The 21179-nt window shown below is 67.9% G+C and carries 18 protein-coding genes and 1 tRNA gene; 8 read left to right on the top strand and 11 right to left on the bottom strand.

What is annotated here, in order from left to right; all coding sequences use genetic code 11:
- Nucleotides 1-42: 42 nt before the first annotated feature.
- The 4 genes from ACQY5G_RS09755 to ACQY5G_RS09740 all read right to left on the bottom strand — a co-directional run bounded on the left by ACQY5G_RS09755 (nt 43) and on the right by ACQY5G_RS09740 (nt 2225).
- Nucleotides 43-148: transfer RNA gene (locus ACQY5G_RS09755), tRNA-Leu, on the bottom strand.
- 244 nt (nt 149-392) lie between these two features.
- Nucleotides 393-974, bottom strand: coding sequence for a thioredoxin family protein (locus ACQY5G_RS09750; protein ID WP_428273476.1), 582 nt, complete (start codon nt 972-974; stop codon nt 393-395).
- Nucleotides 975-1083: 109 nt separating this feature from the next.
- On the bottom strand, nt 1084-1584 hold the full coding sequence (locus ACQY5G_RS09745; protein ID WP_428273474.1) for a hypothetical protein: 501 nt from the start codon (nt 1582-1584) through the stop codon (nt 1084-1086).
- The gene (locus tag ACQY5G_RS09740; protein WP_428273472.1) at nt 1581-2225 is read right to left on the bottom strand and encodes a DUF5671 domain-containing protein; all 645 of its coding nucleotides are present in this window, start codon (nt 2223-2225) and stop codon (nt 1581-1583) included. The genes ACQY5G_RS09745 and ACQY5G_RS09740 overlap by 4 nt, the downstream gene beginning before the upstream one ends.
- Nucleotides 2226-2338: 113 nt before the next feature.
- Here ACQY5G_RS09740 and ACQY5G_RS09735 point away from each other — a divergent pair, with 113 nt between their 5' ends.
- Complete coding sequence (locus ACQY5G_RS09735; RefSeq protein ID WP_428273470.1) at nt 2339-2947, top strand: TetR/AcrR family transcriptional regulator; 609 nt, start codon at nt 2339-2341, stop codon at nt 2945-2947.
- A 62-nt stretch (nt 2948-3009) separates the two neighbouring features.
- Here ACQY5G_RS09735 and ACQY5G_RS09730 read toward each other — a convergent pair whose 3' ends face one another.
- Together ACQY5G_RS09730 and ACQY5G_RS09725 are read right to left on the bottom strand one after the other, a co-directional pair.
- Complete coding sequence (locus ACQY5G_RS09730) at nt 3010-4554, bottom strand: PD-(D/E)XK nuclease family protein (RefSeq protein WP_428273468.1); 1545 nt, start codon at nt 4552-4554, stop codon at nt 3010-3012.
- Nucleotides 4555-4794, bottom strand: coding sequence for a hypothetical protein (locus ACQY5G_RS09725; RefSeq protein ID WP_428273466.1), 240 nt, complete (start codon nt 4792-4794; stop codon nt 4555-4557).
- A 179-nt stretch (nt 4795-4973) separates the two neighbouring features.
- On the opposite strand from ACQY5G_RS09725, the gene ACQY5G_RS09720 reads away from it, so the two are divergent.
- Entirely contained in the window at nt 4974-5519 is a 546-nt protein-coding gene (locus ACQY5G_RS09720; RefSeq protein WP_428273464.1) for a hypothetical protein, read from the top strand.
- 775 nt (nt 5520-6294) lie between these two features.
- On the opposite strand, the gene ACQY5G_RS09715 is transcribed toward ACQY5G_RS09720, so the two are convergent.
- Both ACQY5G_RS09715 and ACQY5G_RS09710 read right to left on the bottom strand, forming a co-directional pair.
- Entirely contained in the window at nt 6295-8160 is a 1866-nt protein-coding gene (locus ACQY5G_RS09715) for an Ig-like domain-containing protein (RefSeq protein ID WP_428273462.1), read from the bottom strand.
- A gap of 157 nt (nt 8161-8317) precedes the next feature.
- Nucleotides 8318-12148 carry an Ig-like domain-containing protein gene (locus ACQY5G_RS09710; RefSeq protein ID WP_428273460.1) on the bottom strand — a complete coding sequence of 1277 codons (3831 nt, stop codon included), beginning with the start codon at nt 12146-12148 and terminating at the stop codon, nt 8318-8320.
- A gap of 218 nt (nt 12149-12366) precedes the next feature.
- On the opposite strand from ACQY5G_RS09710, the gene ACQY5G_RS09705 reads away from it, so the two are divergent.
- The 6 genes from ACQY5G_RS09705 to ACQY5G_RS09680 all read left to right on the top strand — a co-directional run bounded on the left by ACQY5G_RS09705 (nt 12367) and on the right by ACQY5G_RS09680 (nt 17456).
- Nucleotides 12367-12585 carry a hypothetical protein gene (locus tag ACQY5G_RS09705; RefSeq protein WP_428273458.1) on the top strand — a complete coding sequence of 73 codons (219 nt, stop codon included), beginning with the start codon at nt 12367-12369 and terminating at the stop codon, nt 12583-12585.
- Nucleotides 12586-12592: 7 nt separating this feature from the next.
- Entirely contained in the window at nt 12593-14317 is a 1725-nt protein-coding gene (locus ACQY5G_RS09700; RefSeq protein WP_428273456.1) for an alkaline phosphatase D family protein, read from the top strand.
- Nucleotides 14318-14429: 112 nt separating this feature from the next.
- Nucleotides 14430-14699, top strand: coding sequence for a BrnT family toxin (locus ACQY5G_RS09695; protein WP_428273454.1), 270 nt, complete (start codon nt 14430-14432; stop codon nt 14697-14699).
- Nucleotides 14662-14949, top strand: coding sequence for a BrnA antitoxin family protein (locus ACQY5G_RS09690; protein ID WP_428273452.1), 288 nt, complete (start codon nt 14662-14664; stop codon nt 14947-14949). The genes ACQY5G_RS09695 and ACQY5G_RS09690 overlap by 38 nt, the downstream gene beginning before the upstream one ends.
- On the top strand, nt 14906-16150 hold the full coding sequence (locus ACQY5G_RS09685) for a TolB family protein (protein ID WP_428273451.1): 1245 nt from the start codon (nt 14906-14908) through the stop codon (nt 16148-16150). The genes ACQY5G_RS09690 and ACQY5G_RS09685 overlap by 44 nt, the downstream gene beginning before the upstream one ends.
- Nucleotides 16107-17456: a prolyl oligopeptidase family serine peptidase gene (locus ACQY5G_RS09680; protein ID WP_428273449.1), complete on the top strand. Its 1350-nt coding sequence runs from the start codon at nt 16107-16109 to the stop codon at nt 17454-17456. The genes ACQY5G_RS09685 and ACQY5G_RS09680 overlap by 44 nt, the downstream gene beginning before the upstream one ends.
- Nucleotides 17457-17474: 18 nt before the next feature.
- Here the strand turns inward: ACQY5G_RS09680 and ACQY5G_RS09675 are convergent, their stop codons facing one another.
- The 3 genes from ACQY5G_RS09675 to ACQY5G_RS09665 are packed head-to-tail and all read right to left on the bottom strand — an operon-like array spanning nt 17475 to nt 21151.
- Complete coding sequence (locus ACQY5G_RS09675; protein WP_428273447.1) at nt 17475-19481, bottom strand: pyridoxal phosphate-dependent decarboxylase family protein; 2007 nt, start codon at nt 19479-19481, stop codon at nt 17475-17477.
- Between the two features lie 21 nt (nt 19482-19502).
- Entirely contained in the window at nt 19503-20447 is a 945-nt protein-coding gene (locus ACQY5G_RS09670; RefSeq protein WP_428273445.1) for a hypothetical protein, read from the bottom strand.
- Nucleotides 20375-21151: a DUF488 family protein gene (locus ACQY5G_RS09665; protein WP_428273443.1), complete on the bottom strand. Its 777-nt coding sequence runs from the start codon at nt 21149-21151 to the stop codon at nt 20375-20377. The genes ACQY5G_RS09670 and ACQY5G_RS09665 overlap by 73 nt, the downstream gene beginning before the upstream one ends.
- Nucleotides 21152-21179: the final 28 nt, after the last annotated feature.

Here is a 21179-nt window from a genome sequence, read left to right as displayed (position 1 = left end):
GCGTCGAGACGGGGGCTGGATATCTTGCGGTAGGGAGGGAAACGGCGGGGACGGGATTCGAACCCGCGAGACGCTTTGGCGCCTTCAAGAGAAGACAGCGCCTACCGGATCCTCAATCCGGTGCAATCAACCGCTCTGCCACCCCGCCCTATAACGAAAATCGCCTTGCAACCGCGACGTGGGTCCGGGTTGCAAGGCGATTCGTTTTTCCCGCCTCCACGATACCCCGCCGAGGGGTGCGGTTCAACCTTCCCGACGGACTCGCAGGGACGTATTCGTCCCCGCGCACAACCGCGCTTGGCAGGCTACGTTGGATGCCGTGGACGGGGCCGTGCCTCTACCCGTTCGGAGTGCCGGCGGAGCGGCGGTAGGGCGTTACCCGGCGGGCGTCCTCACGTCCCGAACCAACGCGGCTCGTTCCCGGGCTTCCACTTGATGTTGCACCCGATGCTCGCGGTCTGCCGGGCCGGCGGCGCTCGCCCCTCCAGCACGGCGTCCGCCGCCGCGCGCAGATCCTCGCCGGTCACCCGGACCCCGCTGTTCGGGCGGGAGCCATCGAACTGGCCCCTGTACACCAGCCTGCGGTCGCCGTCGTACAGGAAGAAGTCGGGAGTGCAGGCCGCGCCGTACGCCTTCGCCACCTCCTGCGACTCGTCGAAGAGGTACGGGAAGGTGTACCCCACCTGCTCGACCTCCTCCGCCATGCGCTCCGGCGAGTCCGCCGGATGGGTGGCCACGTCGTTGGCGTTGATCCCGACCACGCCCAGCCCGCGAGCCTGGTAGTCGCGCGCGAACTCGGCCAGCCCGTGGCGCAGGTGTATCACGAACGGGCAGTGGTTGCAGATGAAGGCGACGAGCAGCCCGCCCTCCCCGACCACATCGGACAGCGCCCATTCCCGACCGGACGGATCGGGCAGGCGAAAGTCCGGCGCCGGCGTTCCCAACTCCACCATGGTCGAAGGCGTGAGCACCATTAGGTCATCCCCATCCGCAAAGGTTGAACATCTCCAGCTCGACGATCTCGAAAAGCTATGCGAAGGGGCGGACGCCGGCAGCCCGGGGGCCGGGAGCCCGGCCGCCGACTCAACGAACGCGCATCTGGAAGCAGTGGCGTCCGGCGCCGTGCGCCCACAGGTCCCGAAACGCGACGTGCGCCGCCACCGGATCGTCGAGGCGGGCCGCGATGGGCGAGCCCGGGCCATGGCAGCCCTGACAGCTCCTCTGAACGATCGAAGAGCTTCCCGCTGCCCCCCCGGCGTCCGTCGCGAAGGTGGCGCACACCTCGTAGCGCTCATCGTCGAGCGCCCGGTACTCGTACATCTCCGAGGTGGTGGGATCGCGGGTGCCGATGCTCAGGCCGGGCTCGGCCGCCAGGTCGTCCAGAGAGGCCGGAAGCCGCCCGTGGCGAGTCCAGTAGAGGTCGGCGGCCGCCGTGATTCCGTGCAGATCGGCGAGTCGCCGGTCATCCACCCGGCGCTCGCGCTCCTGCGCGGGAGATCCCAGGAAACCGATCCCGAGCACCACCGCCGCGGCCACGGCGGCTCCCGAGACTCCCAGCACGATGGATCGCGTCGAGCGCTTCATTCCGCCATCTCCTCCCTGCGCACGTCGCGGAGGAAGTACCCGAACAGCGAGCCGGTGATCGTGCCGACGGTGAGGACCTTCAGCGCGAACCGGACCGTGAGTTCGCCGCCAAGCAGGTTGTAGACGATGCTCGTGACCACGCCGATGAGCGTGGTCGCGCCCACGAAGAGGGACAGGTACGTCAGCGATTGCCGAACCCGCGAGAGCCGCCGGCCCGGGTCCTTCCGGACCGCGCGGTCGTTCGTCCAGAAGACGAAGGCGAAGACGGGAAACGTCGCGACGAGGAAGGAGATCGACCACCGGATCTCCTCCCGCGCCATCTCCAGTGCGGCCGCGGGGGCCAGGGAAGGATCGGGAAACGCCTGGTGGATGAACGCGAACAGGAGGCTCCCGAAGCTGATCGCGCTGCCGTACAGCGTGCCGAAGAGCACGAGGTAGACGAAGGCCTCGCGAGCGGACAGGTACGGGGCGGGGCGCGGGACGGGAATCGGAAACGCGACGTCGGCGAAACCGTCCAGGGCGCGTCGAACCTGGTCCCGCGGCCAGCCCGCCTCGAGAAGCACCCCCTTGAGCTGCTCGCGGGGCAGGCTTCGCTCCAGGCCCGCCTTCAGGAATCCGGTGATCTCGTCGTTGCCGGCCATCTTCCCTTCCCTCCTTCGAGTGGTCGATCCGAGCTTGTTGACACCGTCAACTTAGTGCGCCACGTTGACGCTGTCAACATTGCTGATCACCCCGCAGCGGATACCTTGGCGGCATGACCCGGGAAAGCACCGCGTATCACCACGGAGACCTGCGGGCGGCACTGCTCGCCGAAGCCGCCGCGATGATCGACGAGGGAGGGACCTCGAGCGTGACGATGCGCGAGATCGGGCGGCGCCTGGGCGTGTCGCGGTCCGCGGCCTATCGCCACTTCGAGGACAAGTCCGCGCTCCTGGTCGCGGTCGCCGCCGCCGGTTTCGACCGCCTTCGAGACCGCCTGGAGGCGGTGGGCGCCGGAGCCCCGGACGCGGGGATCGAGCAGCTTCCGCAGGTCGGCCGGGTGTACGTGCGGTTCGCGCTGGAAAACCCGGGGCACTATCGCCTGATGTACGGCAAGGAAGCGATCACCCGCGAGGACCACCCCGAACTCCGCGAGACCGCGAACGCCCTGTTCGACGAACTCGTCCGCATCGTCCAGTCATACCAGGAGAGCGGCACGATCAGGCGAGAGGACCCGCACCTCCAGGCCTACGTGGCATGGGGCGCCGTACACGGCCTCGCGTCACTCCTGATCGAGGGCCAGATCCTCACCGCCGTGGACGTCGACGCCCTGATCCGCCAGACCACCGCCACCCTCCTCGACGGCATGCGCCCCGGTCCCTAGAACGCGAGCGAAACGGTTCGCTACGTCTCAAGCCTGCGCGCGGTTCTTACGAGTCCCGTTCCTCAGGCTTCGGGTTGGTCCCATTTTCGTTCGACTTCTTCGATGATGGGAATGGCTTTGGTGGCGAGATCGATCATGCCCTTGACGTAGTAATCCGTGATGGACCCACCGCCATCCTTCCATTCTCGGTACAGGTTCGGAAGGAGGGAGTCCCAACGGGTCATCTCGTCCCGAACCTGGCAGACATAGGGCCACCAGAGGAGGCTCTCGCAGGGCTCGAGGTGGCGCCGAAGCCTGTCCTCCAGCGCCTTACGCCGCTCCTTGTCCCTACCGGTCCCCTTGTTCTTGTCCAGCGGATGCAGGACACCCCACCGCCAGTGGTTCGGCCCGGGCCCAAGAGACTGCAGGACAACGCCCGTGCAGCCCTCGACGGGAGGATGGTTTTTGGTGGGCTTGTCCCATGCAGGCCACCCCGTGCGGTACAACCAGAGGAAGTTCGACCACTTCCTTTCTCCGCCGTACCTGTATTCCACGCGGAGATCCGGAGCGATATTGAACAGTTGATCCTGTGCCTTACGGTCGACCTGCACGCGCAGGTGTTCCAGAAACCCTCCGCACAACTCGTCCTTGAGCTTCGGCCAGACATCCCAGACGGTCTGCGCGGTTTCCAGCTGATTCGGGTTGGCGAAGAGATAGTCCTGTATCGCCCGGGTGTCGCTGTCCGTCGCCATCGAGTGTCCTCCGAATTGTTGTCGGCAGAATTCCTCTGCATCCCTGAGAAACCACCGGAGCCGGTCGGCGTGGCACTGCGTGCGACAGGCCGCGAACCAGTCGGCCAGAGAGAACCGAGTCCGGAAGTCGGCGAACACGTCGTCCGGGAGGGTTTGCTCATCTTCAGGTGCGTCGTCCGCCTCGCCGCCGGTTACCGCGGCTGGTGCGCCGGTCTCTTCCTCGTCTTCGAGGCCACCCTCGTTCTCCTCGGCATACTCCCCTTCCCGACCTGCGCTCTCGGGATCCCGCCAATACGGCATGACGACGAGCCGCCCCCGCCACCGGGGGAGCTCTTCCTTCGGCAGGGAATAATCGGTAGGCCCTTCGCCGCGCGGAGACAGGTAGATCAGCAGGAAACGGTCCTCGTACTCGTCCTTGAGATACTTGAGATAGTCCCGCACCTGGTTAGGCTGATCGCCTGCGAAGGGCTTGTTCTCTATGGCCAGACACCACGGCCCGGCGCCGGTCGCCACATCCACCGTGATGTCGATGAGACGCCCCCCGGAGATGAGGCGCTCCAACTGCACGCGGACCGGCTTCGAGAAGTCCGGCCTCGGCTTGGGTGTGCCGCTTGGCGCGGGCAACCGCTCCAGCAAGAGCCCGAGCAGGGACGTGCCCTGCCCGTGCCGCTCCGCGGGGTTGAGCAGGTCGCCGATGATTCTGGAGAGCAGAACCTCGCTCGGGTGATCCTCGCCCATGTAGTTGAAGACGTTGAAGCGATGCGCCAGATGCCGGTCAAGCTCCCGCTCCAGCTTCCGGGCCGCCTCCAACACGGGATTCAACTCGACGAAGAACTGCTGAAGTCGGCGTCGCTCGGAGCGACGTGGCCCATCCATTCACACCTCCCCGTCGTCTGCCCCGATGAAGTCTCTCGCTTTTCGCGCCGGAATCATGAGTACAAGGGCGATGAAGATCGGTAACGAAACAAGTGGACCCGCCCAGAGAGCCGCATCGTCCGTCGCGAAGATCCCGAAGATCACAACGGGGATGTTGAGCATCAGGATCCAGAACAAGCCCCATTTGATGAGAAAGCGCCATGCGTCCCGTGCATCCGGGGCATCCCGTGCATCCTTCATGGTGCGCCTCCGTTTTCCGGATCGACAGGTGGGACAGACAACCTTACCGCGCAGCGCCGCCGGGCGCTGCATCGGTTCGAGCGACACCATTCCAGGCCATGGTTGGTGCGCCGCCGAGGGGGCCATATGATCCGGCGCGGCTGTCGGAGGAACCACCGGGGATATCGGGACGCACGCACATGGAACGATACATCGGACGGATCTGGGTGGCCCTGCTCGTCGTGGCGCTGGGCGTCGTCGTCGTGGTCCAGGGCGATGCCCTGGCGGCGGCCGTGGTGGCCGCGGACGAACGGCCGTTTCTGACCGCGCTCATGCAGCTGGGCATCCTCTACATCGTCGCCCTGTTCGTCGAACGCTCGCTCGAGGTTCTCCTCAAGGCGTGGCGCCAGGGCGGGAAGACTCGCCTCGAGGCGGCGGTGCGGGCGGCGGACAAGGACGGCGGGGCGGCGGCCCAGACGGCACTGCGGGAATACCGGGCGGGCACCCAGCGGCGGGCGCTCCTCGCCGGTCTGACGCTGGGACTCCTGGTATCCCTGTCCGGCGTCCGCCTCCTCGGCCCGATCTTCGATCTCGCGGCGGCGTCGGCGTTCCAGCAGGCCGTGTTCCAGTTCACGGACATCATCCTCACGGCCGGGCTGATCGCCGGCGGATCGGCTACGATCCACGAGCTGATGGCGCTCATCGACGACTTCCTGAGGGCCAGCCGAAAGCGCGCGAAGCCGTAGCTCGCCCCCAAAAAACAGACCTGGAAGTGCCGGAAGACATGACTTCAGAGAAAAGAACGCCCCGGCTCGCCGCCGCCCGGCTCGCCGCCGCCTGTCTCGCCGCTGCCGGTCTCGGGTGCGGGGGGGCCGTGGACCCTCAACCTCCGGTCGCGTGCGCCGGCGTGGACGCGCCGCTCAACCTGGCCTTCTACGCCTTCTTCCCGCCCGTGAGCTACAGCGCCAGCGAGGATCGCGGCTCGCCCGCCTTCCAGCAACATCTGGGATACGAGGCCGATCTCCTGAGCGCCCTGGAACTCATGGAGGACGCCGGACTCTCCTTTGCGCGCAGGCCCGTCTCGGAATGGCCGGGCATCTGGCTGCTGCCGGCGACGGCCGATGTCGACATCGCCGGGGGCGGCATCTCGATCCTCGCGTCGCGGACGCTCGACGCGGCCGGGAACACCGCGGTGGCCTTCACGTCCGGCCATATCGTCTTCGGCCAGTCCCTCCTCACGCGCGCGGAGGACGCGGGCCGGCTCTCCTCCTACGCGCGGCTCACCCGCGACGTGCGGGTCGGCGTACTGCCGGGCACGACCGGCGAGGCGCGCCTCCTGCAGCTCGTGGGCCTCGTCGACGGCGCCGGCGTGCTGCGCGCGGGGACGCGCGTCGAGACGCCCGGCGGCGAGGTCGTGGCCGATGGCACGGCGGCCTTCGTCATCACGCCCGCGATGTCGTCTCCCGCCCTGGCGGACCGGATCCGGCTGCACCCGCCCTCGGACGGGATGCCGCAGGTCGTCTATCTCGGCCGTGAACGCGGCGAGACGGAGCTTCTGGGCGCGCTGGCCGAGGGAAGGATCGACGCCGTGGCGGGCGAGGCGATCGGACACGGCGAGGCGGCACACGCCTCCGGCGGCGCGTTCGCCGTGGCGGTGCTCGACTCGCTGGTCGAGCATGGAGGGTTCGCGCTGGACGCCGACGACCGGGACCTGCTGGCCTGCATCGACGAGAGGATCGACTGGCTGACCGACGATCGCCGGATCGGCTTCGCGGAGTGGCGGGCGGACGCCTCGGTGTTCGAACGGCGCGCGGCGAGGTGGCCCGGAAGCGAAGCCCCCTGACCGGCGGCACTACAGACCGTCACCTGATCGGCGTCGTGGTCTCCGATGCCGTTCAGCCAGGCGGTGAACGCGGCGGTTCCCGGCACGCACAGCGAGTTGCCCGCGATGTAGAGAGCGACGAGCCGCGAGAGTTGAAGCAAGCTCTGCGGGATGGGGCCGGTCAGTTGGTTCTTGTCGAGCGCCAGCGTCGTCAGGTTGGCGAGATCGCCGAGTTCGGACGGGATCGGGCCGGTGAGCCCGTTCGTGTGAAGCGCCAGCTCCGTCAGGTTGGCGAGGCTGCCGAGTTCGGGCGGAATCGGGCCGGTGAGTTGGTTGGTATCGAGCCACAATCCCGTCAGGTTGGCGAGGCCGCCGAGTTCGGACGGGATCGGGCCGGTGAGCCCGTTCGTGTGAAGCCACAGCGTCGTCAGGTTGCCGAGGCTGCCGAGTTCGGACGGGATCGGGCCGGTGAGCCCGTTCGCGTGAAGCCACAGCAGCGTCAGTTTGCCGAGGCTGCCGAGTTCGGACGGGATCGGGCCGGTGAGCCCGTTCGTGTGAAGCGCCAGCGTCGTCAGGTTGCCGAGGCTGCCGAGTTCGGCGGGGATCGAACCATTCAGGTTGTTCGCGGATAGATTCAGGCCCGTGACCCTCCCGGATTCGTCCGTGGTGACGCCGAACCAGTCTCCGAGGGGGGCGTCGGTCAGCCAGCCGCTGTGCGCGACCCAGTCGGGTCCACCCGTGGCTTCATACAAGGCGACCAGTGCCGCACGGTCCGGGTTTGGACAGGCCGTCACCTGGTCGGCGTCGTGGTTCTCGATGCCGTTCAGCCAGGCGGTGAACGCGGCGGCTCTCGGCACGCACAGCGAGTTGCCCGCGATGTAGAGAGCGACGAGCCGCGAGAGTTGAAGGAAGCTCTGCGGGATGGGGCCGGTGAGCGCGTTCGTGTGAAGCGCCAGCTCCGTCAGGTTGGCGAGGCTGCCGAGTTCGGGCGGGATCGGGCCGGTGAGTTGGTTGGTATCGAGCCACAATTCCGTCAGGTTGGCGAGGCCGCCCAGTTCGGACGGGATGGAACCGGTGAGCTCGTTCGCGTAAAGCACCAACTCCTCTAGGTTGGCGAGCCCTCCGAGTTCGGCGGGGATCGAACCATTCAGGTTGTTCTCGGATAGATGCAGGCCCGTGACCCTCGCGGATTCGTCCGTGGTGACGCCGAACCAGTCTCCGAGGGGGGCGTCCGTCAGCCAGCCGCTGTTCGCGACCCAGTCGGATCCGCCCGTGGCTTCATACAAGGCGACCAGTACGGCGCGGTCCGGGCTGACTACCGTGACCCGGGATGTCCCGGCAACGCTTCCGGTCGCCGTGACGACGCCGGCCATGATCTCTGCCTCCCCCTCCCCGACGGCGGTCGCCAGCCCCGAGCCGTCGACGGTCGCGACCGAGGTGTTTCCGCTCGACCAGTTGACTGTGGCGCCCGCCATCACCTGGCCGTTCTGGTCACGCACCCGCGCCGAGAACTGGATGGTTTCCCCGAGCGCCGTAAGCTGGGCGGCAGCTGGCGTGATGGTCACTTCCGCTGCCTGCGGCCGGTCGGCGGGAGCCGGGGGGTCCGTGGCCCCACCGCCGCAAGCACTGATGCCCGATGTCAATACGGAGAATGCCAGAATTCGAAGACGCATGGACAGGCTCCATGGGCTCAGCACGAAACGAGAGCCTGTACGGCGCATGTCAGCGCCTCCATTGAATCGCGGGGGGGAGACCGGACGAGATCAGGACCTCGAGGTCCGCCGCGTCGCCCAGCGCCGAGACGATCGCGCCGGGCTCGGCCGCCACGCCGGCCAGGCTGCCGAGGCGGTCGCCGCCGCCGGCGAGGTCTCGCAGGATCGCTCGTACCCGGCCGGTCCGCGGATCACGAAGGAGGGCCATGCTCGGACCCTCCGTCCGGTCCAGAGTCGCGACGCCTTCGGGCGCCGAGACTTCGATCGCGGCCAGACGATCCGCCCACCCGGGCGACACCGGCAAGGCGAAGACGAATGTCGATCCTCCGTCGCCGTCGGCGACCTGCTGCGTGTCGAACTCGATCAGGAACAACTCCTCGCCGGCAGCGGTCCGGCCGGTCAACGTGTAGGGACCGGCCGACCGGGGGAGCGTCGGGGGAGCGTCGACGACGAACGCCGGGTTGAGGAACGGCGCCCCGGCGGCATCGACACCGCCCCAGACCAGGAGGGTCCGTTCGGCATGCCCCGCCGCGGCCGCCGCGGCCGCTTCCTCCTCGAGGCGGTAGTCGAACGCTGTGCCGAAGCTGAACGTACCGATCCAGTCTGGGTAGCAGGCACCCATCAAGTCTGCGGTTTCGGGAGAAACGAGCGCATTGATGGAGGCGTCGAAACCCCACGCGCCGATCCTGCCGGCCCGATCCGGAAAGTCCGGATCCGGAGAGGATATCCCCCCACAGGGGGCATGCTCCAGGATCATGTTGTGCCCGAGTTCGTGCGCCACGGTCGAGGGATCGAGGTACGACCAGCTGGTCCGGCCGGGACGGATGGCCAGACCGCCGAAGGACCATTCGAGCGCCAGCGGCGCGGGCACCCCCCCCATGTAGTGTCCCGCCCCGCCCTCCAGCACTCGAATGGCTTCGATCTCGCGGAGGAGCTCCGAACCGCTGGCCGCGGAGGTGAAGTAGGTCTCGCGGACGTCGAGGGTGAACTCGTCCACGGGCAGCCAGAGCCGTGTCGGCCGGAACATGGAATGGTCCGCCGTGAACTGCGCGACGCGCTCCAGGAACGCGGGTTCCGGCCGTCCCGGCCGGAGAACCGGCAGATATGTCAGGTGAAGTGGCGGCACCGTTCTGACGTCGATCGCCTGGCGGCCGCTCTCCGGGATCCGCTTCGCCAGGCCGACCTCGGCGCCGAGCGTCCGGTCCGGGTCGACCTCGACGACGAGTTCCAGGCCCGGCCGCAACACGTCGGCCGGAATATCGGCGTTCGCCGACGCATCGAGGCTGCCCTCCCCCACCTCCGCCGGCACCGTGCCGCCCGGGCCCGGGATGTCCACTGTGTGGACCTCCTCTCCGTCCAGGTAGAACCGTGCGCGCACCGGCGGAAAGTCCACCGACTCGCCGTCCGGGGCGGTCAGGAACACGCGGAGCAGGGCCCGGCGGTTCGCGACCAGGGGAACCGGGTAGTCCAGGGACTGCACCGCCTGTACCAGGTATGCGGCAGGGAGGTCATTCCGGCAGCGGGCCACGCGCTGGCTCTCGAGCGTACCGAGCCAGACCAGAAAGTCCGCCTCCGCGGGAGCGCACAGGGACGTGCCATCCGCGAGAAGCGTGGTCAGCTTCCCGAGATTCGCCAGACCACCGGGAAGGAACCCGGACAGGCCGGAGTTGCCGTTCAAACGCAGCTCCTCCAGCGCGGCCAGGGCGGAGAACTCCGCAGGAACGGGGCCGGACAGGTCGTTGTGCGCCAGGTACAGGAGTCGGAGACTGGCCACCTCCCCGAGGGCGGCGGGGATGGGTCCCGTCAGGTCGTTCTGGTGCAGCAGCAGCCGCTCCAGGGATCGGAGCCGGCCCAACTCCTCGGGAATGCGTCCTTCGAGATCGTTGTCCTGCAACTCCAGTTGAACGAGTCCCTCCAGGTCGCCGAGCCGGGCGGGAATCGTGCCCGTCAGGTCGTTGCTGAGGAGCCGCAGATCGCGGAGGCTGGAGAGATCACCCAACCGGGACGGTATCGGACCCGTCAGACGGTTATGGGAGAGCCATAGCGCTTCCAGGTTGGAGAGATTGCCCAGCTCGGACGGTATCGGACCCGTCAGATGGTTGGCGTAGAGAGTCAGCTGTTCGAGGTTCGAGAGGCGGCTCAGCTCGGACGGTATCGGACCCGTCAGACGGTTACCGTAGAGATGCAGCCCTTCGAGGTTCGAGAGGCGGCTCAGCTCAGCCGGTATCGAGCCCGTCAGGGCGTTCACCTGCAGCCCCAGTCTGCGAAGTTCGGCAAGGCCGCCCAGTTCCGAAGGAATCGGACCTGTCAGGCTGTTGGCACCGAGCCAAAGGACGCTCAGGTTGGAGAGGGCACCGATCTCGGGCGGGATCGGACCCGTAAGGTCGTTCCCCCACAGGCTCAGAATCCTGAGTTCGGCGAGCTTCCCGATCTCGGGGGGGATCGGACCCGTAAGTGCGTCCTGGTTCAACTGGAGGTCGGTGAGGCGCGACAGGTCGCCGATCTCGGGCGGGATCCGGCCCTCGAGCCCGTTGTCGCCAAGCACGAGTCTCGTGACGCGGCCGTCCGCGTCCGCCTCGACTCCGAACCACTCCGAGAGCGGCCGGTCGCTGGCCCAGTCGCGCCCGTTGGTCCAACCGTCTCCGTTCGCCGCCTCGTAGAGCGCCACCAGGCTCGCCCGGTCCGGGCTGAAGACCCAGATCCGGGAGGCCTGCCGGACGCCTCCGGCCGCCACCGTGATCTCGGCCGCGCCTTCGCCCACGCCGCGAACGACGCCCGATGCATCCACCGCCGCGATCGACGGGTCGCTGGACGACCACGCGAACGCCGCTCCGTCCACCGGGTGCCCCCTGGCATCGAACGCCTCGGCGACAAGGCCCACGCTGTCCCCCAGCACCAGCGTGTCGGCCGGCGGCGCCAGCAGCACCGTGCGCGCCACCTGCATCACCTCGACAGCCGCGTCGCCGGAGATCGGTCCGGAGGCCGCCGTGATCGTGGCTTGGCCGTTCGCGACCGCCGTCAACAGCCCGGTGGAATCCACGCTCGCAACGAGTGTGTCGCTGGCCGTCCAGGTGACCGCCGCGCCCGGCATCGGCCGTCCGACCTGGTCCTGGACTTCGGCGGCGAGCCGCAGGGTGTCTCCCAGCGCCTCCAGCACCACCGCGTCGGGGGCCACCACAACGGCCTGGGGCTCCGGCTTCACCACGTCCAGTTGCGCCCGTCCGGTCACCCCGGACGATGTCGCCGACACCTCGACGTCCCCCTCCGTGGTCCCGGTGACCAATCCCGTCGCGTCGACGACGGCGACCGTCGTGTCGCTTGACGCCCATGCGAATTCGGCGCCGTCGACCACATGGGCGTTCGCGTCCGTTGCCTCGGCCATGAGGCGCAGCGTGGTGCCCGGCAGCACGAAGCCGGTCGCGGGAGTCACCTCGACCGAGCTGACCTGCTGGGCGACCGCCGCCGTCGCGCTCCCCGACACCGAGCCCAGCGTCGCCGTGATCGTGGCCGTTCCGTTGGCCACCGCCGTCACGAGCCCCGACCGGTCCACCGTCGCGACCGACGCGTCGCCGCTCGCCCAGGTCGCCGCGGCCCCGGCCATCACGTTCCCGTTCTGGTCGCGGACCTCTGCCGAAAGCTGTTCGGTCGCGCCCAGCGCGGTCAGTTCAATGGCCGCCGGACTGACCGTGACTCTCGCGGGACGCGGAGTCTCGGGCGGCCGGGTGGGCTCCGTGCCCCCGTCGCCACCACACCCATTGGCCCAGACGATGCACGCCAGCGCGAACAACGCCGAGGTTCGCTGCGTCTCGAACCCGGCGCGGCGGCGGTCTCTGCGATGCATGTTTTTCAAGCGGCGCCTGTCCCCATTCTTCGTTCGACTTCGAATACGTGCTCCGCCTACCAAAATGTCCTGATTCGGAGACGATGGCTAGAGGACTTACCTATCGTCTCCCCACTCTGCGAGCCGGACCAGGCGGCCATGGTTGGAGCGCCGCCGAGGGGACCATATGATCTGACCCGGCGGTCGGAGGAACGGCCGGGAAGTCGGGAGGCGCGCGCATGGAACGGTACATCGGACGGATCCGGGTGGCCCTGCTCGTCGTGGCGCTGGGCGTCGTCGTCGTGGTCCAGGGCGATTCCCTGGCGGCGGCCGTGGTGGCCGCGGGGGAACGGCCGTTTCTGACCGCGCTCATCGCCGGCGGATCGGCTACGATCCACGAGCTGATGGCGCTCATCGACGATCTCCTCAGGGCCAGCCGAAAGCGCGCCAGCCCGTAGCCCGGCGATGGCGACGAACATGCACGGACCGGACTCGCTGGTCTTCAAGTCCGACCGGCCGTGGCCGAACGCCCGCCTGCGGGTGGGGGCGATCGTCGGGCACGCGACCCCGGATTCCGTGCGGCTGTGGCTGCGCACGGGCGCTCCCGGACGCTTCACGCTGCTGCTCTACGATTGCGGCGAGGCGATGGGGTCGTCGTCGTTGCGGGCGGAGCTTCGGGCCGCGCTCGGCAGTGTGCCCGTGTCGGCGGAGGAGACCGCCGATGCCCTGGCCGCGTCGCGCGCCGTGCCCTTCGAGGTGGACGGGTACGCCGATGACACGACGCGCGTGCTGGACCTCGCGGATCTCCGGCCGGACACGCGCTACGGCTACGCGCTGCACTCGGAGGACGACGGCGGCAAGGTGATCCTCGGACACAACCGCCTGCGCAGTTTTCGCACGCCGCCCGGGGAGGACGAACGGCACCCGTTTCAGGTCGCGCTCTTCTCGTGCCACATGCCGTATCGCGTGAGCGGGCTGTTCCGGAAACGGACGGACGTGGGCGACATCGATGCCTGGGACTTCCTCGCCGCGACGCTCGACCGGCACCGCGACGACGTCGATGTGGTGATCGCCGGCGGCGACCAGTGCTACAGCGACGGCGTGGCGACGCTGGACGTCTGGAAGCTCCTGAACCGGAGCATGCGCCGGGAGGGGGATGAGCTGCTGCCCGACGAGCGGTCGATGCGCAGCTGGTACCGCGACATCTACCGGGGATACTGGGGCTTCGAGGGCGTGCGCCGCGTCTTCGACGCCTACCCGACCTACATGATCTGGGACGACCACGAGATCGGCGACGGCTGGGGGTCGCACTATCTCGCCGACGATGGCCCCGACGACGGTCTGGCGCGCGTGCTGCCCGACCTCGCCGACAGGGGGCTGACCCGCAACGACGGGCGCCGGCTGCTCCGCCGCATGTTCCGCGCGGCGTGCGCCGTGTACCGGGAATACCAGCACAGCCACAATCCCCCGACGGGTGCCGGAGACGTGTGGGACTACGCCTTCACCCGGGGCGGGGCGGCGTTCTACGTCCTGGACGGCCGGGGGCACCGCGACATCGAGCGCGACGGCTACCGGATCCTGGGCGAGCCCCAATTTCGCCGCTTCGAGGCGTGGGCAGACGCGCTCGATCCGGAGGAGACCCCATTCATGTTCGTGGTCTCGGCGGTGCCCGTGCTCCACGCGAGGTCGGCCCTGGCGAACGCGGACCTCGCCGTCCCGGTTCGAGCGGCCGGCCTCGGTGACGACCTTCGCGATTCGTGGGAGCACAGCCTCCACGACGAGGAGCGGGCCGCGCTCATGGAAGTGCTCTTCAGGGCGGCGCGGCGCGGCGTGCGTCCCCTCATTCTGAGCGGCGACGTGCACTGCTCGGCCGTCTTCAGCCTCACCGACGACGACGGGCACCGCGTCTGGCAACTGACCTCGAGCGCCGTGACGTACCACGTGCCCCGCGCGCTGGGCTGGGCGCTCCGCTTCGGCGCGGCCGACGACGGAGAGACCCCGGAAGGCTACGGATTCAAGCGCCTCGCCCTCTACACGGGCACCTCCTACGCCCTCATCGAGGTGAACCCCGCCGCGCGCGAGGCCTGGTTCAAGCTCTACGGCAAGCAGATCGTCGAGGAACCGGGCCCCGACCGCGGCCGCCGAGCCGTGCCCCTCAGCCACTCCGTCGCCAAGATCCGCCTCTCCTGACGGAACGGCCCCCTTCCGTTGAGATTGGCTTGAGAGCCGAGAGCAGACTGCAGCGTGTGCCATGTGGGCGAGGTGAAACGTTGACATCGAATTTATGTAGGAACATTAATTCATGCGGATCGAGTTCGACGAAGCGAAACGCGCGGATACGATCAGGGCTCGAGGTTTGGATATGGCGCGGGCGGCGGACATGTTCTCCGGTTCGACGCTGACCGTCGATGATGATCGGCAAGACTACGGCGAGGCTCGCTTCATCACGATCGGCTTTCTCGACGACGCGATGGTAGTGCTCGTCTGGACGCCGCGTGGCAATGCTCGCCGCGTTATCAGCATGAGAAAGGCCAATGAACGAGAAAGACAACTCTACGGGCCGAGATTTTGATCCCGACACGGCACCCGACCTCTCGAAGGACGGCTGGCCGGAGAAGTTCGCCGAGGCGCCGGTGCGCCGGGGCGGCCCCCCCAAGGCGCCCGTGCGCCGGGGGCGTCCGCCCAAAGCCCGGCCGAAGATTTCCACCACCATCCGGCTGTCCCCGGAGGTGATCGACCATTTCCGGGCTGGAGGCCGCGGCTGGCAGACCCGAATCGATGAAGCCCTGCGCGAATGGATCAAGCAACACGACGTTGCGTGAGGCAGCACCACTGAGGATGTATCGCATGAAAGGACGACCGAGAACGCTCCCCGCCGCGTTCGTCTGCACGGTCAGCCGACCCGGCGCGGGCTCCTGCAGCGCTCACGGCGCACGCTCTGTGCTGATCGCGATGATCGTCCTCGGCAGCGCCACGCCGGTGGTCCTGGCACAACCGACGGGGACGCAAATCAGGGAGCCTCTGCCGCTCGAAATCGCGGTCTCCGTGCACGACCGCAACACACGCGCGCCGATCAACTTCTCGCCCGACGGAGCCTGGATCGCCCACACGGTGATGACGGATGAGATCGTGCCGCAGGCCTTGGGGCAAATGTACACCGAGACCGGTTTCCCGTTCGGCGAGGGGAACTCCCACATGGAAGCGACGGTGACGAGGCTCGCGGACTCCGAGTCGATACGACTGGGTGGCGAGCACAGCTCCAGCTGGGCAGGGACCTGGTTGCCCGACGGCAAGCGGGTGGCCTTTTATTCGGACGAGGGTGGCGAGGCCGGTCTGTGGATCTGGGATGCAGGCGCGCGTCGGACCGAGCGCCTGGGCAGGGTGCTCGCGCGCCCGTTCTTCGGGTTTCAGATGCCGCGATGGAATCCTGGCGGCGACGCGATCCTCGTCAAGATTCTGCCGGCTGGCCAGTCGATCGCCGCCGCCAACGAACTGGGTGATGAGGTTCCCGGAGCCGCTCCCTCCCGCTCTCCGGACGCGGGGCCGGCTGCGCCCTCGGTATGGGTGCGGCGCGTCGATGCGTCCGTTGAGTCGAGCGATCCGCCCGACGTGGAGCCGCCGTCCGAACGCCGTCCGCCCACCGGCGCCCCTCGCGTGTTCGAAGCGGACCTCGCCGTGGTCCATTTGAACGGGGAGGTGACGAGGCTCGTCGAGCGCAAGGCGATATGGGGCTACGCCTTCTCCCCGGACGGACGGTACGTTGCGTACACCGTGCACAAGGGAGACGAGCCGGCGAGCCTGCAGCGCAACTTCGATGTGATCGTCCACGAAGTTGCCACCGGCTGGACGCGGATTCTTGGCACCAATGTACGGCTCAATTACGGCATCGAGTTGGTCGCCGGACAGCCGCCATGTCGCGTGGTTCCCGGTGGGACCGTCCGCCCGCGCTGCGGCCGCCGGCGGCGAACCTGGACGGCTGATGGTGGCTTCCATCGCCGACGGCCACGTCACCGAGCTCGGTGAAGCCGATGCACCGAGTTTCGACCCGGGCAGTGGTTATATGAGGCCCCTGTGGGACTCGGCCGGGGAGCGGGCGTACGGGGTCGGCGACGGCGACCTGTGGGAGGCTTCGCTCGGCACCGGCTCGCTCCGCCGCCTGACGGACATTCCGGGTTGGCGGATCAGCGTCATCGTAGCCGGTCCACATGACGAGACTGCGTGGACGACCGATGAAGGCCGGACTCTCTGGGTCATCGCACGCGACGAGAGCGGCGGGGAGTCCGGAATCTTTGCCGTCGATCGCATCTCCGGCGCGAGCCGTGCCGCGCTCACCGAGCGGAAGTGGTACTCGGGGATCTTCAGCGTCGATGGGAGCACCGAGACCGGCGAGGTTGCCTTCGTGTCCACCGACCAGGAGCACCTGCCGGACATCTGGACGTTCGACACGCGCATTGGAACGTCCAGCCAGCGGTCTCGGATCAATCCGGGCCTGCAACGCTACGAGCTGGGTTCCGCCAGGCTCATTGAGTGGCAGAGCCGAGACGGCGAGCCGCGGGCCGGGACACTCCTGCTTCCTCCCGGATACCGTGAGGGCGAGCGGTTGCCGCTCGTCGTGTGGGTCTACGGAGGTCTTCGCGGCTCAAGATATAGTCGTCGCGGCTCCGACTCCGTTAACCGGTTCGGGATGGTGAGCAGCCCGGCGTTCAACATGCATGCGCTCGCCACCAGGGGTTACGCCGTCTTCTTCCCGAATGCGCCGATCCGCCTGGGATCGCCGATCACGGATGTGATGGAGTCCGTGATGACGGGCGTGGACGCGGTGATCGAGCAAGGCTACGCCGACCCCGAGCGGCTCGCTCTCATGGGCCAGAGCTACGGCTCGTACAACGTCCTCGGGATCATCACGCGGACGCACCGTTTCAAGGCCGCGGTGATTACGGCGGCGGTGATTCACCCGGATCTGTTCGCAGCCTACGTCGGGGGGGATTGGTGGCCGGGATACTACGAGCAGGGCCAGGGCCACATGGGGGGCACCATATGGGAGTTTCCCGAGCGCTACCGCGAGAACTCACCGTTGTTCGCCTTCGACCGCATCGACACCCCGCTTCTGATCGGGCAGGGCGAGAATGACGGTGACCTGGTGCCCTCCGAGGCGATCTTCATCGCCCTGGAACGGCTCCGGAAGCCCGTGGAGTACCGCCTGTACCGCGATGAAGGGCATGTGATCTCCCAGGGGCCCAACGTGATCGACTTCTGGGAGCGTCGCCTCGAGTTCCTGGCCGAGCACCTGAGCCTTGAGATCGACGAGGACGGAGCCATCGTGAGGTAGGCCGGGCAGCATCCGGCTTCAGTCCACCAGCGCCGCATCGATCGCCTCCTCCAGGAAGTCCCAGTACAGGTCGATGTAGCTGCGCTCGCCCGGGCCGTCCATCAGGAACGGGTTCATCAGCGTGTGCCGGAGGATGAAGATGTGGTCGGCTTCCTCTTCGGGCCGGGCCGGGACCGCGACGAACGTCCCCGGGTCGATGCCGAGGTCGCGCAGGATGCGGCCGCACTGCTCGTCCTCCCCGCCCTCCCGGCGGAGCGACGTGTACGACCCGATGAAACGCGCTTCATGCACCGGCCGGGCGCCGTCCACCTTCATGCGGGCGAACACGCGGCGAGCGAAGCGGTTCATTTGCGCCAGGCTCCGGTTGCCGTTCCGGTTGAGCGCGAGGCAGACGAGGTTGGAATCGGGTTCGAAGGGGACGATCAGCCGCACGCGGTCTTCCAGCCGCCCGGCGGCTTCCCGCGCCGATTCGTAGAAGTACTCGCAGGCCCGGATCGTGTGGCGCAGGACGCGCCCGAGGCCATCGCTGTGGAGCGGCAGGACTTCGTGCGCCACCGCGACCGAGGCGGCCGCCGCTCCCGGCTTCGAGCCCTCGAGGATGTACTGGCCGAGGTTCCGGAGCTGTTGCTCGCGCGGGACCTCGTCCTCGACGTCGCCCAGGTCGAAGACGTAGGCGGCCTGCTGCGTGATGAAGTCCACGATCTCGCGGTTGCGCGCGACGAACGCCCCCGCCGCGTAGGGCAGGAACCCGAGCTTGTGGGGATCGATGGTCACCGAGTCGGCGTGCCTGACGGAGGTGAACGCCCGGTAGACGAGATCCGAGGGGAAGTACTTGAACCCCTTCCGGATCTTCTCGGGCGAGAGGAAGCCGCCGTCGGGGTCCCGGAAGACGCTCGCGAGGTATCCGCCCCAGGCCGCGTCCACGTGAACGAAGAAGTCGGCGCCGCGCTCGTTCCAGCGGCGCCGCGCCGCGACGATCTCGTGGATCGGATCGATGGTGCCGAACTCCGTGGTGCCGAGCACGCCGACGACGCCCAGCACCGGCGTGCGGCTCTCGAAGGCCTCCGCCAGGCACGCCTCCAGGTGGTCCGGGTCCAGGCGCATGTGGTCGTCCACCGCGACCTTGACCAGCTGCGCGGTCCCCAGACCCATCACCTTCATCCCCTTCTCCCAGGAGTAGTGGGCGGAAGCCGCGACGAGCACCCTCGGCGGACGCAGCTCCGGGTGCCGGGCGAAGAACTCCTGGATCCCGAGCGTCTCGAGGCGCTCGCCCCGCACGGCCCGCCTGAGCCGCGGGAAGGCCGCCGGATCCCGCTCGCGGACGGCCTCGGCGACCTCGCGCCGCAGGCGGATCGTCTGGCCGATGCTCAGGTTGACGAGTTCCCACTGGCTGTACTCCGCCAGCTCCTTCCGTAGCGGTCCGACGGGTCCGGTCGCGAGTTCCGCCCGCTTCACCCCCGCCTGCAGGGCGACGCCGTAGAACTTGACCGCGCGGAAGTTCCACAGCGCCTCGTAGTTCGCCACCGTGCCGCCCGACGTCAGGTGGCCCCAGGCGCAGGGCTGGACCGAGGGGTCGACGTTGAAGCCGAACATGGCGGCGAGGTCCCGGCCCGCATCGAGTTCATGGGTGAGCGTGACCGGCGCCGCCTCCTCGCTCACGTTGTTCGGGTTGTAGAGGGTGGTGAGGATCCGCGCCACGAGACCGGGGATGAGCAGATCCGTACTCATGTGCCCCACGTACCGCGGGTGGAAGATGGGAACGGACTGCTTGAGCTCTCCCGACAGCCGGATCAGCGCCTGCCGGGTGCGCGCCTTCGCCTGCAGGAAATCCGGCCGGTAGGAGGCCGCCGCCGTGATCCGGTGCCCGTCCTCCGGGCGGAAGTTGCGCCGCCAGAAGGCGTGATCGCGCACGAACTCGACGATCAACTCCTCGAGCCAGCGGTCGTTCTCCCCCGCGGGCCCCAGAAAGAACGGCTGGAGGAACTCAAGCTCCTCCCGCAATCGATCACTGGACGGTCTATTCATGTACGAATCTGTTCGCTGCGCCTAGCCTAGCGCGGCGCCTCCCGCGCAGGGTGCGCCCTCGACCTCCCGAACGAACAGATCTTGCTGCGTCTGATGCGGTATGGGAAGAACGCCGACGATCGTCCACGGGTTCGGCGCCCGCGTGTGCCAGGCGAGGGTGGTGCCGAGGAAAAAGTGCAGGTCGGTCGTCGCAAATTCGTTGAAGTACTTCTGCCTCACCTTTGCGAGCGCCTCGGTCTCGTCACCGTCTGCCGAGCGCAGGCAGTTCCGATAAAGCGCTCCGAGCTGCCACTCGAGGATCCGCATGCGACTCAACCGACCATCGGCGTCCTCGATGTGGTAGTAGAAGTTGTACGGCACCTTGTCGACGACCCGAAACGTCCGACTCCACGACTGATCGTCGAACAGGTCCGGTTGGCCTGTGATCGCGCGCACGGCCTCCAGCTTGCTGGCATCCCACTCCCGGTCAGCTGCTTCCCATTCGAAACGGATGAGCCTTGCGGGTTTGAAGACCGCGAGCGACGAGATGTTGTTCTTCGCAGCCTCGATGAGCTCGCTCAGCGACCCGTGTGCTTGTCGATGTCCAAGCAGGAGCTGCCGTCGTTCCCGCCAGTTGTCCGCAGTCCCGACGTGGTCGACGCGCTCGATCTCGCCGGTCGGCCGATAAGATTCCGGACGCGGGTCCCGCGAGTGCCTGACCAGAGGGCATGTGATCCAATCATAAAGCCTGTACTGCTCGCTTTCGCCAAGTCGGCGGAACGGCACCGGATAGAGCCGCACCCAAGTGCCATCTTGCCGAATTCCCGCCGTGCACACGGTCTCTCCGTATGTCGTTGACAGCTCGGGGTAGGTCTTGACGGTCACGAGGATGCGGTCTCTCGCCATCATGCCGTCTACAGGTGCCTCGACCGCAGAGGCCGGGCAGCGGTCGCAACGACGGCTTTGGCGACGCGGGAACGGTGACACTCCCCGGAATCGCGTTCGTAGCAGGTGAGCGCCACGTGTTCGCCGGCGTCGATCCATCCCGCGATCCTGGTCACGGCGTCTTGGCATCGCGCCAGGGTCGTGGCTTCGTATTCCGCAAAGAGACGCTCGTACGCTTCGCGGTCGCCGAGGTTCGCGCGTGCCCCGGATTCGATGCCGAGCTCCCGGAACGGCTCATACCGGATGCCCAGCTCGTCACAGCCTTGAGCGAGGCGTCGTTTCGAGAATCCCCACTTGCGACTGAGGGGGTTCCGGCGCACGTCGCAAAGGCGGGAGATTCCGGACCGGAGGAGTTCGTTGAAGTAGGCTTCGTAGCTTCGCCCCTCGTAGCCGATCGTCGCGAGAAGGCCGCCCCCTGGCCTCCCGTTGCTTTGGACAGATTCGTCGCGGTCGCGTTGGGCAATCGGGGGTCGGCGTTTCCCGCCGACTCGGCTCCGGAGACGAGCCGCGAAAGCGGATACTTCGCGGTTCTCGAGATCGCGGGCGAGCCGACGGCCGTCCGGCGTGAGACGCCAGGCACCGGAGACGAGGATGCCGCGGGACGCGAGTTTGTCCCGGTCGGCTACGGCGGTGAAGGAACGCGGCCCCTGAGCGTCGGTGATGAAGTCATATGGCGGATCGATGCCGCGCTCCCGACACAGGCGGCCGTAGTCGAAGAGGAGCCACTGGACATCGGTCTCACGCATCTTCTCTCCGAAGGTGCGCAGGAGGGAG

It is taken from the genome of Candidatus Palauibacter sp., assembly GCF_965261555.1.
GTDB lineage: Bacteria > Gemmatimonadota > Gemmatimonadetes > Palauibacterales > Palauibacteraceae > Palauibacter.
Note: the sequence above shows the minus strand (reverse complement) of the source record. Positions and strands in the feature narration are given on the sequence as shown.

What these genes read in the sequence shown, in the direction of transcription:
- ACQY5G_RS09750 (WP_428273476.1), bottom strand. Translation starts at nt 974, where the DNA reads ATGGTGCTCACGCCTTCGACCATGGTGGAGTTGGGAACGCCGGCGCCG.
- ACQY5G_RS09745 (WP_428273474.1), bottom strand. Translation starts at nt 1,584, where the DNA reads ATGAAGCGCTCGACGCGATCCATCGTGCTGGGAGTCTCGGGAGCCGCC.
- ACQY5G_RS09740 (WP_428273472.1), bottom strand. Translation starts at nt 2,225, where the DNA reads ATGGCCGGCAACGACGAGATCACCGGATTCCTGAAGGCGGGCCTGGAG.
- ACQY5G_RS09735 (WP_428273470.1), top strand. Translation starts at nt 2,339, where the DNA reads ATGACCCGGGAAAGCACCGCGTATCACCACGGAGACCTGCGGGCGGCA.
- ACQY5G_RS09730 (WP_428273468.1), bottom strand. Translation starts at nt 4,554, where the DNA reads ATGGATGGGCCACGTCGCTCCGAGCGACGCCGACTTCAGCAGTTCTTC.
- ACQY5G_RS09725 (WP_428273466.1), bottom strand. Translation starts at nt 4,794, where the DNA reads ATGAAGGATGCACGGGATGCCCCGGATGCACGGGACGCATGGCGCTTT.
- ACQY5G_RS09720 (WP_428273464.1), top strand. Translation starts at nt 4,974, where the DNA reads ATGGAACGATACATCGGACGGATCTGGGTGGCCCTGCTCGTCGTGGCG.
- ACQY5G_RS09710 (WP_428273460.1), bottom strand. Translation starts at nt 12,148, where the DNA reads ATGCATCGCAGAGACCGCCGCCGCGCCGGGTTCGAGACGCAGCGAACC.
- ACQY5G_RS09705 (WP_428273458.1), top strand. Translation starts at nt 12,367, where the DNA reads ATGGAACGGTACATCGGACGGATCCGGGTGGCCCTGCTCGTCGTGGCG.
- ACQY5G_RS09700 (WP_428273456.1), top strand. Translation starts at nt 12,593, where the DNA reads ATGGCGACGAACATGCACGGACCGGACTCGCTGGTCTTCAAGTCCGAC.
- ACQY5G_RS09695 (WP_428273454.1), top strand. Translation starts at nt 14,430, where the DNA reads ATGCGGATCGAGTTCGACGAAGCGAAACGCGCGGATACGATCAGGGCT.
- ACQY5G_RS09690 (WP_428273452.1), top strand. Translation starts at nt 14,662, where the DNA reads ATGAACGAGAAAGACAACTCTACGGGCCGAGATTTTGATCCCGACACG.
- ACQY5G_RS09685 (WP_428273451.1), top strand. Translation starts at nt 14,906, where the DNA reads ATGAAGCCCTGCGCGAATGGATCAAGCAACACGACGTTGCGTGAGGCA.
- ACQY5G_RS09680 (WP_428273449.1), top strand. Translation starts at nt 16,107, where the DNA reads ATGGTGGCTTCCATCGCCGACGGCCACGTCACCGAGCTCGGTGAAGCC.
- ACQY5G_RS09675 (WP_428273447.1), bottom strand. Translation starts at nt 19,481, where the DNA reads ATGAATAGACCGTCCAGTGATCGATTGCGGGAGGAGCTTGAGTTCCTC.
- ACQY5G_RS09665 (WP_428273443.1), bottom strand. Translation starts at nt 21,151, where the DNA reads ATGCGTGAGACCGATGTCCAGTGGCTCCTCTTCGACTACGGCCGCCTG.